The organism is Paraburkholderia rhizosphaerae, assembly GCF_004366595.1.
GTDB classification, from domain to species: domain Bacteria; phylum Pseudomonadota; class Gammaproteobacteria; order Burkholderiales; family Burkholderiaceae; genus Paraburkholderia; species Paraburkholderia rhizosphaerae.
In genome coordinates this window covers 113,184-127,406 of record NZ_SORE01000005.1, presented here as the reverse complement: position 1 = coordinate 127,406, position 14,223 = coordinate 113,184, and the positions used below count along the sequence as shown (strand labels likewise).

Here is a 14,223-nt window from a genome sequence, read left to right as displayed (position 1 = left end):
AGCTGTTCCAGTCAGTACGCGCGCGACCTAGCCGGGTCGCGCGCCAAACATCGCGCGGCAAGTCGCATCCACGCGAACGGCTTCGTTATCTCTACCGTTACTTCTTCAGCGTGAACACCGACGACATTGGGCGCACCGAGTCGTAGTGCGGGTCGATGCTGCCCTGGAACTCAGGCAGCGACACGAGGTTCGCGGCAATAAACGACTGCGTGTACTTCGAGCGGTTCATATAGCTCGTCGGCACAGCCGGGTCGGACAGGCCGAACATGTCCTGCATCGTGCGCACGAACGAGAAGTGGCTGTACTGATCGGCATCCTTCAGCCCCGTCGGCGCGTTCTGCTGGTTCGTCAGCACGCCGAAAATGACCGGCCCGTTGCCCTGGTTGCCCGCGCTGTAGCCAGCGACCGGCTGCGTGAGCGTGGCAGGCTCGCCGACCTGCGCGTTGACCGCAGTACCCGCTGCGTTCCAGCCGCAGCACGATGCGGTGCCCTGGAAGTTGCCGTTGCCCTCGTCGAACATGATGACAATGCCGACCTTCTTGTTGCGGTTCGCCCAAAGCGGCGACGACTGGATTTTCTGCACAAGCGCGGCCGTGTAGTTGTCGCCACGCGTGATGCTCGCGTTGCCGCCCGAACAGTCGGTTGCCGTCTTCGTACCCGTGACGTCCTTCGGCGTCACCGAGTGCATGTCGTCACATTGATCGGGTATCAGGTAGTTCAGGTTGCCGACGTCGCCGGTCTGCAGGTCAGTGCCGAGCTGGTCGAAGTTACAGCCGGCCGGCGCCGTCGCGGCCGCCGCCGTGTCCCACTGCCCGCCGCCCATCGTGCGGATTTCCTTCTGGAATTCGCCGTCGTTGCGAACGTCGTCGAAGGTCACCGCATTGTTGTGCTTGAGCGCGTAAAGGCTACCCGGCCGCGGCAGCATGATGGTCGGATCGTTGTTGTCGGCCGCGATCTGCGTGGAGTCCGACGAGCTGTTGACGCGCGCATCCTGGCCCGGCGTCATCGACTCGTTGTAGACCCGCCACGTCAAGCTGGCGTTTCGCAACGTCGTGAACATGTTGCGGGCATTCTTGATGTTGTGCACCGTGCTCTTGTTGCACGGGCTCTGGCCGGCCGGAATGCCATCGGTCGGCGCGTCGCGCGTGTCGCCGGTCGGCATGCACCACCATGACGAGTCGTCGGTTACGCCGAAATCGTCCGCGGCGCCGAGCGCCATGTAGTTCGGCTGCGAAGGCTGGCCAGTCGAGTAGTAGTTGGTCGCGCGGTTGCCCTGGTCGAGCAGCGCGGTAATCTTCGGCGCGAACGGCGAGCCGTCGATTGCGCTGTTTGTATGGTTCTCGAGAATGATCACGAACAGGTTGTCGAAGCGCGGCACGCCTTCGAGGTTAAATGCGGTCTGCTCGGCTTCCGCGATCGTGACCGGCTTGCCGGTCGTCGGCGAAACGTCGCCGCGCGCGACCATCGTCGACGCGAGTTCGAAGCGGTTCGTCAGAATGGTCGTCTCGGTCGCGAGCGCCTGTTTCTTCGTGGCGTCGGTGATCGTCGACGGATCGGCCAGCACGTCAGCAGCGGCGACACCCAGACGCCCCGCGATGTTCGCGACCGCCGTCTTCTCGTCGATATTGCTCTCGGCCATCTCGCGCACCACTTCGGTCGAAAGCGGGCTCAACATCTGATTCGCCGCGGCCGGTGCGCGCAGAACCATTGCCTTCGCGGTGGTCTTTGCCGCACCCGTCGCCGGATCGATAAACGCGGTGTTCGCAGGAATCACCGCTGCAACCGGCAGGTTCGTCGCGGTCGTGGTCAGCGTGAAATTGCCGTGCCCATCGGTAGTGGTAGTCGCTTCGTTGCTGTCGCAAGCACCGTTGTTGTTGTCGTCGCTGCAGACCGTGACGTTCGGGTACTGCGCAGCCATCTTGCCTTGCACCTTCTGCGTCGCGACGGCGTGCGACACGTTCGTGCCGCCATCGGAGCCGCCACCACACGCCGCGAGCAACGCGGGAGCAACGGCCATCACGAACAGCGTCGATGCGGATACCGCAGTTGCGCGTAACTTCGGCGGCGCGGCCTTAAAGCGGGGACTCATTGTTTTTCTGCTCCGTAGGGAATCGGGGGATCGTGGTCTTGCACCATCTGCGCTGCGAGATGACTTCGGTTCGGCATGCAAGCCGATAGCGGGGCGCATTATCTATACATCTCGATTACTTTTTTATGACGATACTTAACTGATTGTCGGCACTATCGCAGTGTCTTTATAGCGACTTGTAATTGAAGCTTTGCTGTCACAAATCGTCCCTACACTTCGGCCGGTTTCGATTCCCTTCCCCCCAAAGAAAAATTGATAGGAAATCGTTGTCATTTCATATCAATCGGTATCAGAAAAGGACAAAGATGCGGTCAATAAAAACAGCAGCGATGGTGGCGCCGGCTCTCGCAGTGATGCTTTCTCTCGCGGCATGTGGTGGAAACGACTCGCCGCCCACGTCAACCGCTTCCGCGCCGAACAGCGCAAGCGCACCTGAACCGGCAAGCGCGCCGCCGGCGGTGAATCAGTCGCAAGTGTTCACAGCCGTGCGCGACACCGATTCCGGTCTCGATGGGGTTCCGGCTGAAGTGAGCTTCGCGGCGGGTTCGACCACGGGCAAGCTGTCGATCAACTCGGCGGACTATGCGACGCTGACGCCGGATGCGGCGAACGACGGGAACATGACGGTAGGCGGCACGCCGACGCTCGGTGTCACGCTCGGCGTGATTCCTCCGCAGCAGCCGGTGCTGTTCCCCGGCATCATTCAGGCGTGTGAACCCGATGCGACTGGCGCGCCGAATCCGGCGGCCGGCAACACGCCGCTCAAGTCGAAAGTGGTTGCAATCGCAGGGTTGCCGATCAAAAACGTCGCGCTGCTGCTGGGCACTTCGTTCCCGACGTACTACGAAAACTGCCTGCGCGACGGCTTGCCGACACCGCAAACGCAGCATTCGAAGTTGACGGTCGACGGCAATGCGATCTTGTCGATCACCGACGTGCGCAATAGCCCTAACCCGGTTGTGATACCGCCTCCGGCATCGCTGCTGGAAACCCAGGAGGCTGGCAACGCCGGCGACTGGCTGATCCCGTTCCTCTACATCACCGCGGACGGCACGCGTCATATCGCGGTGGTGCAGCATGGCACCGTGGCGGGCGGGCATGACCACAACTTCGTCGGCGTCTGGCTCGATCAGTAAGCGAACGAATGCGGCACCGTGCGCGTGTTGCGCATGGTGCCGCGAAATGTCACGTAGTGCGTCGGCAGGTCAATGCTACATCTGAGCAGCGGCGCTGCCGCGCGCGATGAAACGGCGCGGATGCAGCCACTTTGTTGCGATCCATTTTTCTCCGGCGACGACCGGCATGCCGGCATGCGCGGACGCGTGATCGGTCTGTCCGAGCCGATTGCCGTACTGGAAATAGAGCGCATTGCCTTTACGCGGTAAAACGGAAAATCCCAATTCATTGAATAACGTCTCTCCACCCGATTCGACGTTATTCAAATACATGATCAAGGTTGCGATTCGCTGACCGCTTTGCTCGATCGACTTTCTATTTTCTTCGATAGCCGGTGACAAAAAATCGAAATGCGGCGTATGTTGCGCACCGGGGCGGTAGCGCAGCAATTGAATGCCTTCGCCATTTTCCGCCGGTATGCCGGTAAGCCGTTCAATGCGCGCTTCGATGCGCGCGATCAGCGGTGTCTGCGCGAGATGGAAGAACACGCCTTCGCTATTGCGAAGCTTGTCGACCACGTCCTGGCCGCTTTCCGGATCGACAACGCGCACGGGTTCGAGACGCGGCGCACCGAATGCGATGAGTTCCGCACATTCGTTGTCGTCGAGCAGATTGCCGAGCAGCGCAAGCGTCGGACGCTCGAGACGCGCGAGCACGTCGACACGACGGTCGCCGCCGTCGAGAATCGGCGCGGTACCCAGATGCAACGGTTCGGGCTGGTAAGGCAGCGCGGCGAACGGCGTGTCGTCGATTTCCAGACGGCCGGCCGGCGGCGGCACACCTGCCGCGACAGCGCGCGCGACCGTGCTTACTAGCGCGTCGGCCAGCTGCGACGGGATGTTCTGCGCTTGCAGTTGCGCGCTAATGGCCTGCGCCGGTGTGCCGCGGTTCAGTTCCGCGATCAGCCAGTTGCGCACATCCGCGGGAAAATTGACGAGCATGTTAAAGCGGACCTTTCATGAATATCCGCGAATCCTACAGGCCGATCACAACAATCGCGTGTCAGCGACTGTCCGCCTTTTCAATGGGCCGGTTTAGCTCGTCGCGACGCTTACGGCCGCCGTGTTCGCATTGACGACGACGACCTGCGTGCCCGCAATCGCATTGTTTGCCGCCCGCACCACCTACAGAAAATCTGTCGGAATAATCAACGCAGTGGAGTGTTCTAAAGATGCCGGTGCGCACCGACACCCTTCCTGCGACGGAGGCTTACACCTGGCTTCCCTTTCCATTTTGCGATGTCCCTGCGCGCCACCTTTCGTGCGCAAACAAAGAGACTTCCAAAGTGAACGACGAAGAATCCATTGAAGCAAAACTCCGGATACGTGCCAGATACCTCTGGGAACAGGACGGTCGGCGTGGCCAGCTCGCGGAGTACTTCACCCAGGCAAAAGCGATGTTGGACGAAGAGGCCTCGATCACCGCGCCCATTGACGAGGCGACAGCAGCACGGGGTCTGCTCACCAACGCACTCGGGAACAAGACCGACCGCCAGTAATCACACGGTTGCCGGCCGGTACCGCAAACGTTGTCCGTTTCCACAAACTTTTCTTATCCTGACAATGCAAGGTTCTCCTGTTTTGAAATCCAAGCTGAAAGGCGGGATTTCCATTTTTTCAGTCGTCGGTCAACTCGCCGCCGAATACAAAGCGATCAACCTCTGGCAGGGCGCACCCAGTTTTACGCCCAACTCACATCTGGTCGAGTCCGCGTTTCAGGCTATACGCGACGGTTTCAATCAATACTCGCCGATGCCTGGCGTGCTCGCGTTACGTCAGGTGCTGGCCGATAAGACAGCCAGGCTTTATGGCGCGCAGTACGACCCCAACACTGAAATTACCGTCACCGCAGGTGGGCTTGAAGCGGCTTACGCGGCAATTACGGCCCTCGTACACGCTGGCGATGAAGTGATCTATTTCGAACCTGCGTTCGAGTGCTATGAGCCCACGGTTCGCCTGCAAGGCGCTACGCCTGTTCCGATCAAGATCCCGCTTGATACGTTGAAAATCGACTGGGATGAAGTTGCAGCAGCGATTACGCCGCGTACGCGCATGATCGTGATCAACAGCCCGCACAACCCAACGGGTGCGGTGCTGGATCAGCACGACATCGAACGCTTGACGTCGCTGACACGCGGAACTGACATCGTCATCCTGTCCGACGAAGTGTATGAGCACATGGTTTACGACGGAAAGGCCCATTGCAGTATGGCCCAGTATCCGGAGCTGGCCGCACGCAGTGTTGTCATTTTTTCGCTCGGCAAGACCTTTCATGTCACGGGCTGGCGCGTGGGTTACTGCGTGGCCCCGGCTGAGATCATGAAAGAGATACGGATGGTCCACCAGTATCTGGTTTACTCGGCGCCTGCACCGTTCCAGATCGCGCTTGCAGCTGTGCTTGAAGATCCTGCCAACTATGTGGGTCTGTCGGATTTCTACCAGAAGAAACGCGACCTCCTGATCGATTCGATGAAGGAATCGTCACTAAAGGTTCGGCCTTGCGCCAGCGGATTCTTCCTGTTGGCCGATTTCACCGCAGTCTCGAACAGCACTGATCGAGACTTTGTGTTGGAGTTGCTACGGCGCAAACGTGTCGGCACGATCCCGCTATCGCATTTCTACAGCGACGACGCCCCGACAGGCAAGATCCGTCTTAGCTTCTGCCAGCATGACGATGTGTTGCGTGAGGGTGGGCGTCTGCTATCAAGCCCCGATTTATAACGCCGTCAGCGGTGTCGACTACGATCCGCTACCGGACCGGCTCGCCGACGCCGGTAACGCGTAGACGCGCACCCAGTCGATATCGAACGTGGAATCGTTGACAACCTTGTCAATAGGCCACCCGCCGCCGAGCGCGTAATCGAGCATCATGTAGTAAGGTCCCGTCATATGCGCGGCGGCGTCGGAGGTCGGGATCTGATTGGTCTGAATGCCGTCGATATACCACGTGATGTGTACGGGGTCGATCTGGCAACCGTAAATATGGTAGTCCTCCCAGGGTTTCGCACCGTTCGGCATCGGCGTGTAGGGCGAGTAGAATTCCGCTCCCTCGCCATGCGCGCCGCCGGGCGCCCAGTTGTGTGACACCTCCGAAATAATAGCGTGGTTGTCTGTGTATGTTTTGCCGTACCACTCGAAGATATCGATCTCGGAGAATCTTTTGCCCGATGTGTTGTTGATGGTTGTTGAACTCATCAGCCAGAACGCGGGCCAGGAACCCGTACCGGACTTCGGCATTCGTGCGCGAACTTCAAAATAACCATAGAGTTGCGCAAATCCCTGACCCGTTTCGTCCATCGACGAGATGTTTCCCGAACGCCAGGTGCCGGCTGGGTCCATGTACGCCTTGATGGACAGGATGCCTCCGGAAACGCTGAGTGCATGGCTATCCCACTTCGAAGCGGAGTAGTTACCGGCTGGGCCGTACGGCGGAATGTGAAGCCAGGTTGCATGGCCTTTCGGCGAGTGCGTGGCAAGACTCAGACGATCGAAATTGTCTTCGAAGGTGAGCGTGTATCCGGTCAAGTCGATGTCGCCACTCTGTCGAACATGGGTCGCGGCAGGCATGGCCGCCGACACCGTGTCCGCGGTCGCGGCGGGGTTCACTGCGGCAACCAGCATCGATACAACCGATATCGAAGCCACGGTTATCACCTGACTCAAACGACTCATCGCACGCCCCTTTACGCATCCGTCATATCAATGTCGCAAAACGCTTCGCGGGGTTCTGTGCGACGGCGCACAAGCAATGTGTTGAAAAGGCGTTTATCCGCAGAAATTTTCGGTTACGAGCATCGCAGCGTTCTGAACTGAAGTGCGAACCCGACGTGCGTCACGTGTCCAACGCCGATGACGAGGACGTGCCATCGCTATCCGCCCGCAGTTCCGGCGCCGCGCGGCTTTCTCTGCCGACGCGCCGAACCGCTTGCGGCGGTTGCCCTAACGTACGGACGAATGCGCGCCTCATCCGATCGCGGTCGCAAAAGCCAACTTCATTAGCAATGACATCCATCGAATGGCGCCCTTGCTCGAGCATCAGCCTGGCGGCTTCCACACGCAGATGCTCGATGGCCTTCGCAGGCGACTGACCGGTTTCCGCAGTGAAAGCGCGACTGAACTGGCGCGGGCTCAGATTCGCGACTTCGGCCAGTTCTTCCACTGATAATGCGTTGCGCAGGTGTGAGTTCGCGTAGTCAATCGCCTTCTGGATCCTGTCCGATTTCGGCTCGAGTTCGAGCAACGCGGAAAACTGCGACTGCCCGCCGGCACGCTGATGGTAGACGACGAGTTTGCGCGCTACCGTACGTGAGACGTCCTTGCCATGATCCTTTTCGATCATCGCTAGCGCCATGTCGAGTGTGGCCGCCATGCCCGCCGACGTCCAGACCGAACCGTCGACGATAAAAATCTGATCTTCCTCGACCGCTACTTTCGGAAAGCGGCGCTTCAGATCATCCGCGAATCGCCAATGCGTCGTCGCACGACGACCGTCGAGCGCGCCCGCTTCCGCCAGAACAAACGCGCCGGTGCAGGGAGCCGCGACGCGCCGCGACGTTTCGAGCGCATGTCTGATGAAAGCAAGCAGGGCGGGTGAAGCGAGGTCGGTGTCGATGCCCGACGCGAAGATGACCGTATCGAATACCGAGTCGTCGAAACGCTGGCTCTCGACGCGAATGCCCGCCGATGCCGATACGGGTCCGCCCGTTTCCGAAAGAACCGTCACCTCGTACGCGGTCTCTTCAAGGACGAGATTCGCAAGTTCGAAGGCCGTGATGGCCGCAAAACCCATCATATAAAAGTTGGGGAACACGACAAAGCCGATCCTGTGCATGTTGTGTCCTCCTGCGGCATGTCCGGAATCGAATGTATATATGACGTTTGAGACGCGGTCAACAATCCCTATTCTTTGCGCATGTCTTCATGTATTCACGCATTTAACGCCTGGCGTCGAGTCGCGTTCGAAACATGAGTAGACCAGTACGGAAAGTGGATATGGATCGTCGATTACTCACGCTGGCGCTCGGCATGTTTGCAATGGGCACGGACAACTTTGTCGTTGCCGGAATCCTCCCGGGCGTTGCCGGATCGCTGCATACGTCGGTCAGCGTCGCCGGCCAGATGGTTACCCTTTACGCGTTGTCCTATGCGCTGATGGCGCCGGTGATGGCCGCCGTGACGAGTGCATGGCCGCGCAAGCTCGTACTCGTGCTGGCACTAGCCATTTTCGTCGCGGGCAATGCGATGAGTGCCGTTGCAACGGATGTGCATACCGTGCTTCTCAGCCGTGTTCTGGCAGGATTTGGCGCGGCGCTGTTCTCCCCCACCGCGCTCGGTGTTGCCGCCGCGCTTGCGGCCCCTGAAAAAAGAGGTCGAGCGCTTGCCATCGTAACCGCCGGACTAACAGCGGCAACGGCGCTCGGTGCGCCTATCGGCACGTTTATCGGAGGGTTCGGCAGTTGGCGCACCACGCTCTGGTTCGTCACACTGCTAGGGCTCATCACGCTGCCTGCTGTCTGGGCGATGCTGCACTCGCCCCCGAAGCCGCCGATGGTGACGTTGCGAGAGCGGCTGGCGCCGGTGCGCGACGTCCGCATTGCGCTGACCCTCCTCACCTCCCTGTTTGCGTTTGGAGGATTCCTGATGGTCTACACGTACGCCGGCCTCGTTCTGGATCGCGTGACGGGTGGCGACGAACGCATGCTCGCCGGCATGCTTCTCTTTTGGGGCATCGCGGGGACGGTGGGCAATCTGCTATGCGGGCGGCTCGTCGATCGCTTTCCGAGTCGCACGATTGTCAACGCGGGGTTATGGATTGCCGTCGTCAATTTCTGCGCTCTACCGTGGACTTCCAGTCATCTCGCCGGCGCCACGATCGCACTGATCGTATGGGGCCTGTGCGGCTGGGGTCTTCTTGTGCCGCAGCAACATCGCCTCGTGGCGTTGGCGCCGCAAGCCGCACCGTTGGTGCTTGCGCTCAATAACACCGCGACCTATACAGGTCTTGCGTGCTCCGCGGTACTGGGAGGACTGATTCTACTGTTCATTGATCGGCATTACCTGAGTATCGTCGGTGCGGGACTGATCGCGGTCGCGTTCATCCTGTCCGAAGCCGCGTATCGCCGGACAACCACCGGGGCGAGCGAGCAACATGCACGACTGCATCATGAACAGGCGAATTGAACAGACCGGCAACCCGCATTCAACAGGCCGTCGCGCAATCCAGGCGATTGCACAGACGGCGATCAAGGAGAGCAGAAAGTGGCAGCGTTGATGCAAGCAGTTCAAATCGACGAGTTTGGCGGACCGGACGTGTTGCAACTGCGCCGGCTTCCGGTTCCTTCGCCAGGTGAAGGAGAGGTGATCGTGATGGTGATGGCTGCGGGCGTAGGTCCGTGGGACGCGTGGATTCGCGCGGGCAAAAGCGTGCTTCCTCAACCACTGCCCTTAACGCCAGGTTCCGACATCGCCGGAGTGGTCGTCAAGGTGGGTCGCGGCGTAATGGAAGTCACCGAAGGCGACGAGATTTTCGGCGTCACCAACCGTCGCTTTACCGACGGCTATGCGCAGTATGCGAAAGCCCGGGTCGACATGATCGCGGCCAAGCCTTCCAGCATGACTTTCGAGGAAGCCGCATCAGTGCCTGTTATAGCGGTGACCGCATGGCAGATGCTGCGAGAGTTCGCAAGCGTCAAAGCGGGACAGCGTGTCCTTGTGCTGGGCGGCTTCGGAAATGTCGGCGGATACGCGGTACAACTCGCGAAGCTTGCGGGTGCCCACGTGGTCGCGACGGCGTCCGAAGCTCACGCGGATCACGTGCGGTCCTTGGGTGCGGTCGAAATCATCGAGCGACGCATGAGCGGCGTGGACGCTTATTCCGCCAGCTTCGATGCCGTCATCGATACGGTCGGCGGTGAAGCACTGGAGCGGTCGTATCCGCTCGTACGGCCGGGCGGTATCGTGGTCTCCGCTGTGCAGAAACCCGATACGACGAAGCTTCCGCCAGGCGTCAGTTCCGACTTCCTGCTGGTGAACGTCGACACCGGTATTCTGAACAAGCTGGGGCGCCTCGCGACGGACGGTCAGCTAAAAACACGGCTAGGCGAAGCGCTATCGCTCGCGGATGCACGCCGCGCGCACGAAATGCTGGACGGAGCGGCGCACAAGCCCGGAAAAATTGTTCTTATCCCGTGATGCTTGCCGACCGTGCGTTGAAGCAATCTTCGTGCAGGCGTGTCGCGATCCGCGGGTAGCGGCTGGTAAAGCCAATCGCGTGGATAGGCACGCAGTTCCCGCACTCCTTCGTGACCACGCCGGAATCCGGAGGCCGGCCGAAACCGGCACTCCGGAGCCGCCGCGCCGATTACCGGCTCTGCAGCCTGATATCGCGCGATGATGCACCGACATACACCGCACTGCCCGGCACATACTTCCAGCCGTTGTGCGCCGTATCCCAGACGCTCTGCCCGCGCTCCGTGACCGTCACACGTACCGGCTTCGCTTCGCCCGGCTTCAGGTAGATCTTTTCCCAGCCGACGAGGCGTCGCGGCGGTTCGCCGTTGTAGTTCACGCCCAGATAGACTTCGGCCGTTTCCGCTCCTGCCACGTGACCATCGTTACGCACCTTGAACGTCGCCGTCAGCGTATGATCCGGGCCTTTCTTGACCGACAGGTCCGAATAGCTGAAGTGCGTGTACGACAGCCCGTAACCGAACTCGAACATCGGCTGGATATTCTTCGCGTCATACCAGCGATAGCCCATGTCGAGTCCTTCCGAGTAGATCGGATCGGTCGGAATCGTGCCGTTCGCCCCCCATGTCGGCGTATCCTGGTCGCGCAGCGGGAACGTAACCGGCAGCTTGCCCGACGGATTGACCTTGCCGAACAGCACGTTGGCGATCGCCTGTCCGCCGCCCTCGCCCGGATACCACGCCTCGATGATCGCCGACACTTGATCCTTCCACGGCATCAATACCGGGTTGCCGCTTTGGACGATCACGACCGTATGCGGATTTGCCTGCGCAACAGCCTCGACCAGCTGGTCCTGGTTGCTCGGATTCGCGAGGCTCAGGCTTTCCAGTTCGCCGAAGTCTTCGCCACCCTCTTGCGTGACCACCACGATCGCGACATCGGACTGGCGAGCAAGCGCCACGGCCTGATCGATCTCCTGCTGCGTGTAGTTGCGGTACGGCTGGTTCTGATCGGTGTTACCCGCGAAGCTGACTTGCGCCGACGGTGCGAGCTGCTGGATCGCCTTGACGATCGGCACGGGAATCGTCATCCACGGATTGGGCCACCATCCGCAGCCGGTCTGCCGCGGGAACACGAGACCACCGCAACCGGAGAAGTGACCGGTAACCGGATCGCGCGTATTACCAGATCCGCCGCCGGTAAGCACCGCCGTATCGGCGTGGCCGCCGATCACGGCGATCTTGTTCACTCCATGTGCAGCAAGCGGCAGCTGATTGCTGTCGTTCTTCAGCAAGACGATCGATTGCTCTTCGGCGGACTGCGTGAACGCACGATACTTCGCGAAATCGATCGTCGCGCCGCCCTTAGCCGGATGATCGAACACGCCGGCACTGATCATCACGTACAGCTTGCGCCGGACCATGTCGTCAAGACGTTTCTCCGTGATCTGGTGCGTCGCGAGCGCCTGCTTGACGAGATCGGGTGTCAGATAGACGGTCGGCCCGACATCCTCTTCCTCGTCGAGGCCGGCGTTGATCGACGCGGCCGTGCTTTGCGGTGCGCCCCAGTCCGACTGGACCTGTCCCGGGAAGCCCCAATCGTTCTTCAACACGTCAGTCAGGATGTGCGGGTTTTCGCACGCGTAGATCCCATTTACGCGGTTGTAGCTGCACATCACGCTGCCAGGACGCCCTTCCTTCGCGGCAATCTCGAACGGCAGCAGATACAGTTCACGCATGGTCCGCTCGTCAGCCTGGCTGTTGCCGCCGTTGCGGCCTGTTTCCTGATCGTTGAGCACGTAGTGCTTGATCGTCGCGATGACCTTTTGCTGCTGTGTGCCGACGGTCCGCGCCGCGAGAATCACGCCGGAGAGCACGGGGTCTTCGCCGAGGTATTCGAACAGGCGTCCGCCGCGCGGATCGCGCGCGAGGTCGGTGCCGCCACCCAGTCCCATGCCGAAGCCCTGCTCGCGCAACTGATCGGCAATGACCGCGCCGAAGTCGTGCGCAAGATACGGATCCCAGCTTGCGGCAAGGCCGATCGTCGATGGGAACGTGGTGCTCGGCTGGGACGTGCTCCCAGAACCGGTCGACGAGTCGATCATATTCAGATCGGGTATGCCCAGACGCGGCACGCCCTGGATATAGCCCGCGCCACCGCCGGGTACATCGGCCATCTGATACTTCGAATGGATCATCTGGAGCTTTTCATCCAGTGTCATGCGCTTCACGAGCATATCGGCGCGTACATGCGCGCCAAAATCTTCGCCAGCCGCCTTCAGTTGAGGGGGCAACGGGTACGGTGAATCGTTACCGCCGTCTGCTGCGTGTGCAGTAGTAGCGGCCAGCGCAACCATCAGCGCAGCGGCTGGCCAACGAGCGATCCTCATGTGTCTCTCTCCGTCATGGGTAGAAATATTTGGATGACTAAATATATAGACCGGTTACCGAACGCGGTTCGGGCACCAGACAGGTACCAGCAACAATGCGGCTGGCATGACGACAGACGATCACGACGCGGCTACCGGAAATTGCGCCGCGGATGCCGTCGCTGAAGGCGATGTAGCAAAACTCCAAATCTCGAAAACATCTTACAAAAAGAATGGAGAACCCGTACATGATTCCTCGTCAGTGCTTTCCCTCGTAGCGACGCGTGCCGTCTAGCAGCGGTGAATAAACCGACAGGTAATAAAAAGGGCTCGTTAGCATGATGAAAGTCTCGTCAGCCTTGGGATAGCGTGCAACAGCCAGTCGCCGGTGCCCTCCCGTTCCGGCGCGACGACGACGCTCGAGCAGTCGCATCGGTCGGCATGTACCCGAACCCCGCGGTTGTCGATTTATGTAGTGGAACTACGGCGAATCCGTTCGCCTTAGAACGTCGAAAACCGTGTCAAATCGGTTGACGCTCTCCGTTGCGCGCGGGTCTTCTACTCGTGCCGTACGGGACCCCAATGACGTTTACGATGGCCTGAACTTGTTGCGCAGTCACCAGACTGTCGGTCGTGTCAGATGCGAATCGTCAGGATGACTTCCAAAAAAATATAGGCGTATGAATTTTTAAAGCTCTTCTACTTGTCGCGCAAAGAAACCCAGACATGGCTCCGTCGAACAATTTTCAAATTTAGGTAATAGCTGTCAATCGCCATATGTAACGCGTGTGCCGGTTGTTATACGAACTATCCCGCGTGTTGCTTACGCATAACAACCTGAACACCGTTTGAGAAAGCCATGAACGAAGAAAAGAACGCGTTACGCACGAGGTTCATTGGGCTAGCCGTAGTCGTCAGCTTCGGTCTCACCGCGCATCCGGCGCTGGCCTCACTGGGCAGCTTCCCGTTGAATGGCGCCAATGTCCATGTCTCATCCAATGTCATGAAGTCCGCCGCGGTAGTGAAGGAAGAGACCGCCTCGCAGACTGTCGCCACAACTCCTTCGCCAACTGCTGCTTACACCGTGAACGTCGTCATACTGAATTCGGGAACCGTTGTGCACGAATTCGTTGCAGCGTCTAGCGATACGGTATTCGCAGTAACGTGGAGCGGTCCGCAGCAGCCGGATTTTGTGGATATCCTCGGCACCTATTCGGAACGCTATTTGAAGCCGTCAGGCGCTGATGCGATTCATGCAGTTGGGCTGAATCAACGAAGCCTGAATGCGTCTGATCTCGTCGTTCAGTCGTTTGGCCATCCTGGCCGGTTCAAAGGCTACGCCTATCTTCCGTCCGCGGTGCCGGCCGGCGTTTCCCTCTCCAAACTTCAGTAATCGAGGATGA

At 59.8% G+C, this 14,223-nt stretch carries 11 protein-coding genes; 6 read left to right on the top strand and 5 right to left on the bottom strand.

The window, feature by feature from the left end:
* Positions 1–97 precede the first annotated feature (97 nt).
* Entirely contained in the window at positions 98–2,089 is a 1,992-nt protein-coding gene (locus BX592_RS08215) for an alkaline phosphatase family protein (protein ID WP_166676322.1), read from the bottom strand.
* Between the two features lie 458 nt (positions 2,090–2,547).
* Here BX592_RS08215 and BX592_RS08210 point away from each other — a divergent pair, with 458 nt between their 5' ends.
* On the top strand, positions 2,548–3,225 hold the full coding sequence (locus BX592_RS08210) for a hypothetical protein (RefSeq protein WP_134191168.1): 678 nt from the start codon (positions 2,548–2,550) through the stop codon (positions 3,223–3,225).
* A 75-nt stretch (positions 3,226–3,300) separates the two neighbouring features.
* Here BX592_RS08210 and BX592_RS08205 read toward each other — a convergent pair whose 3' ends face one another.
* Positions 3,301–4,206, bottom strand: a complete 906-nt coding sequence (locus BX592_RS08205) for a 2OG-Fe(II) oxygenase (RefSeq protein ID WP_134191167.1) — start codon at positions 4,204–4,206, stop codon at positions 3,301–3,303.
* Between the two features lie 230 nt (positions 4,207–4,436).
* On the opposite strand from BX592_RS08205, the gene BX592_RS08200 reads away from it, so the two are divergent.
* Positions 4,437–4,763: a DUF2934 domain-containing protein gene (locus BX592_RS08200; RefSeq protein ID WP_134191166.1), complete on the top strand. Its 327-nt coding sequence runs from the start codon at positions 4,437–4,439 to the stop codon at positions 4,761–4,763.
* Positions 4,764–4,827: 64 nt separating this feature from the next.
* Positions 4,828–5,985, top strand: a complete 1,158-nt coding sequence (locus tag BX592_RS08195; RefSeq protein ID WP_134191165.1) for a methionine aminotransferase — start codon at positions 4,828–4,830, stop codon at positions 5,983–5,985.
* An 18-nt stretch (positions 5,986–6,003) separates the two neighbouring features.
* On the opposite strand, the gene BX592_RS08190 is transcribed toward BX592_RS08195, so the two are convergent.
* Positions 6,004–6,885: a glycoside hydrolase family 16 protein gene (locus BX592_RS08190; protein ID WP_166676321.1), complete on the bottom strand. Its 882-nt coding sequence runs from the start codon at positions 6,883–6,885 to the stop codon at positions 6,004–6,006.
* A 211-nt stretch (positions 6,886–7,096) separates the two neighbouring features.
* On the bottom strand, positions 7,097–8,095 hold the full coding sequence (locus BX592_RS08185) for a GlxA family transcriptional regulator (protein ID WP_134191163.1): 999 nt from the start codon (positions 8,093–8,095) through the stop codon (positions 7,097–7,099).
* Positions 8,096–8,256: 161 nt separating this feature from the next.
* Between BX592_RS08185 and BX592_RS08180 the strand changes: the two genes are divergently transcribed.
* Positions 8,257–9,444, top strand: a complete 1,188-nt coding sequence (locus BX592_RS08180; protein WP_134191162.1) for an MFS transporter — start codon at positions 8,257–8,259, stop codon at positions 9,442–9,444.
* A gap of 90 nt (positions 9,445–9,534) precedes the next feature.
* Positions 9,535–10,455, top strand: a complete 921-nt coding sequence (locus tag BX592_RS08175) for an NADP-dependent oxidoreductase (protein ID WP_243849389.1) — start codon at positions 9,535–9,537, stop codon at positions 10,453–10,455.
* Positions 10,456–10,624: 169 nt separating this feature from the next.
* On the opposite strand, the gene BX592_RS08170 is transcribed toward BX592_RS08175, so the two are convergent.
* On the bottom strand, positions 10,625–12,841 hold the full coding sequence (locus BX592_RS08170; protein WP_134191160.1) for a glycoside hydrolase family 3 C-terminal domain-containing protein: 2,217 nt from the start codon (positions 12,839–12,841) through the stop codon (positions 10,625–10,627).
* A gap of 838 nt (positions 12,842–13,679) precedes the next feature.
* Here BX592_RS08170 and BX592_RS08165 point away from each other — a divergent pair.
* Entirely contained in the window at positions 13,680–14,213 is a 534-nt protein-coding gene (locus BX592_RS08165) for a DUF2844 domain-containing protein (RefSeq protein WP_134191159.1), read from the top strand.
* Positions 14,214–14,223 lie beyond the last annotated feature (10 nt).

What these genes read in the sequence shown, in the direction of transcription:
- BX592_RS08175 (WP_243849389.1), top strand. Translation starts at nt 9,535, where the DNA reads ATGCAAGCAGTTCAAATCGACGAGTTTGGCGGACCGGACGTGTTGCAA.
- BX592_RS08205 (WP_134191167.1), bottom strand. Translation starts at nt 4,206, where the DNA reads ATGCTCGTCAATTTTCCCGCGGATGTGCGCAACTGGCTGATCGCGGAA.
- BX592_RS08165 (WP_134191159.1), top strand. Translation starts at nt 13,680, where the DNA reads ATGAACGAAGAAAAGAACGCGTTACGCACGAGGTTCATTGGGCTAGCC.
- BX592_RS08215 (WP_166676322.1), bottom strand. Translation starts at nt 2,089, where the DNA reads ATGAGTCCCCGCTTTAAGGCCGCGCCGCCGAAGTTACGCGCAACTGCG.
- BX592_RS08190 (WP_166676321.1), bottom strand. Translation starts at nt 6,885, where the DNA reads ATGCTGGTTGCCGCAGTGAACCCCGCCGCGACCGCGGACACGGTGTCG.
- BX592_RS08170 (WP_134191160.1), bottom strand. Translation starts at nt 12,841, where the DNA reads ATGAGGATCGCTCGTTGGCCAGCCGCTGCGCTGATGGTTGCGCTGGCC.
- BX592_RS08195 (WP_134191165.1), top strand. Translation starts at nt 4,828, where the DNA reads ATGCAAGGTTCTCCTGTTTTGAAATCCAAGCTGAAAGGCGGGATTTCC.
- BX592_RS08180 (WP_134191162.1), top strand. Translation starts at nt 8,257, where the DNA reads ATGGATCGTCGATTACTCACGCTGGCGCTCGGCATGTTTGCAATGGGC.
- BX592_RS08200 (WP_134191166.1), top strand. Translation starts at nt 4,437, where the DNA reads ATGCCGGTGCGCACCGACACCCTTCCTGCGACGGAGGCTTACACCTGG.
- BX592_RS08185 (WP_134191163.1), bottom strand. Translation starts at nt 8,095, where the DNA reads ATGCACAGGATCGGCTTTGTCGTGTTCCCCAACTTTTATATGATGGGT.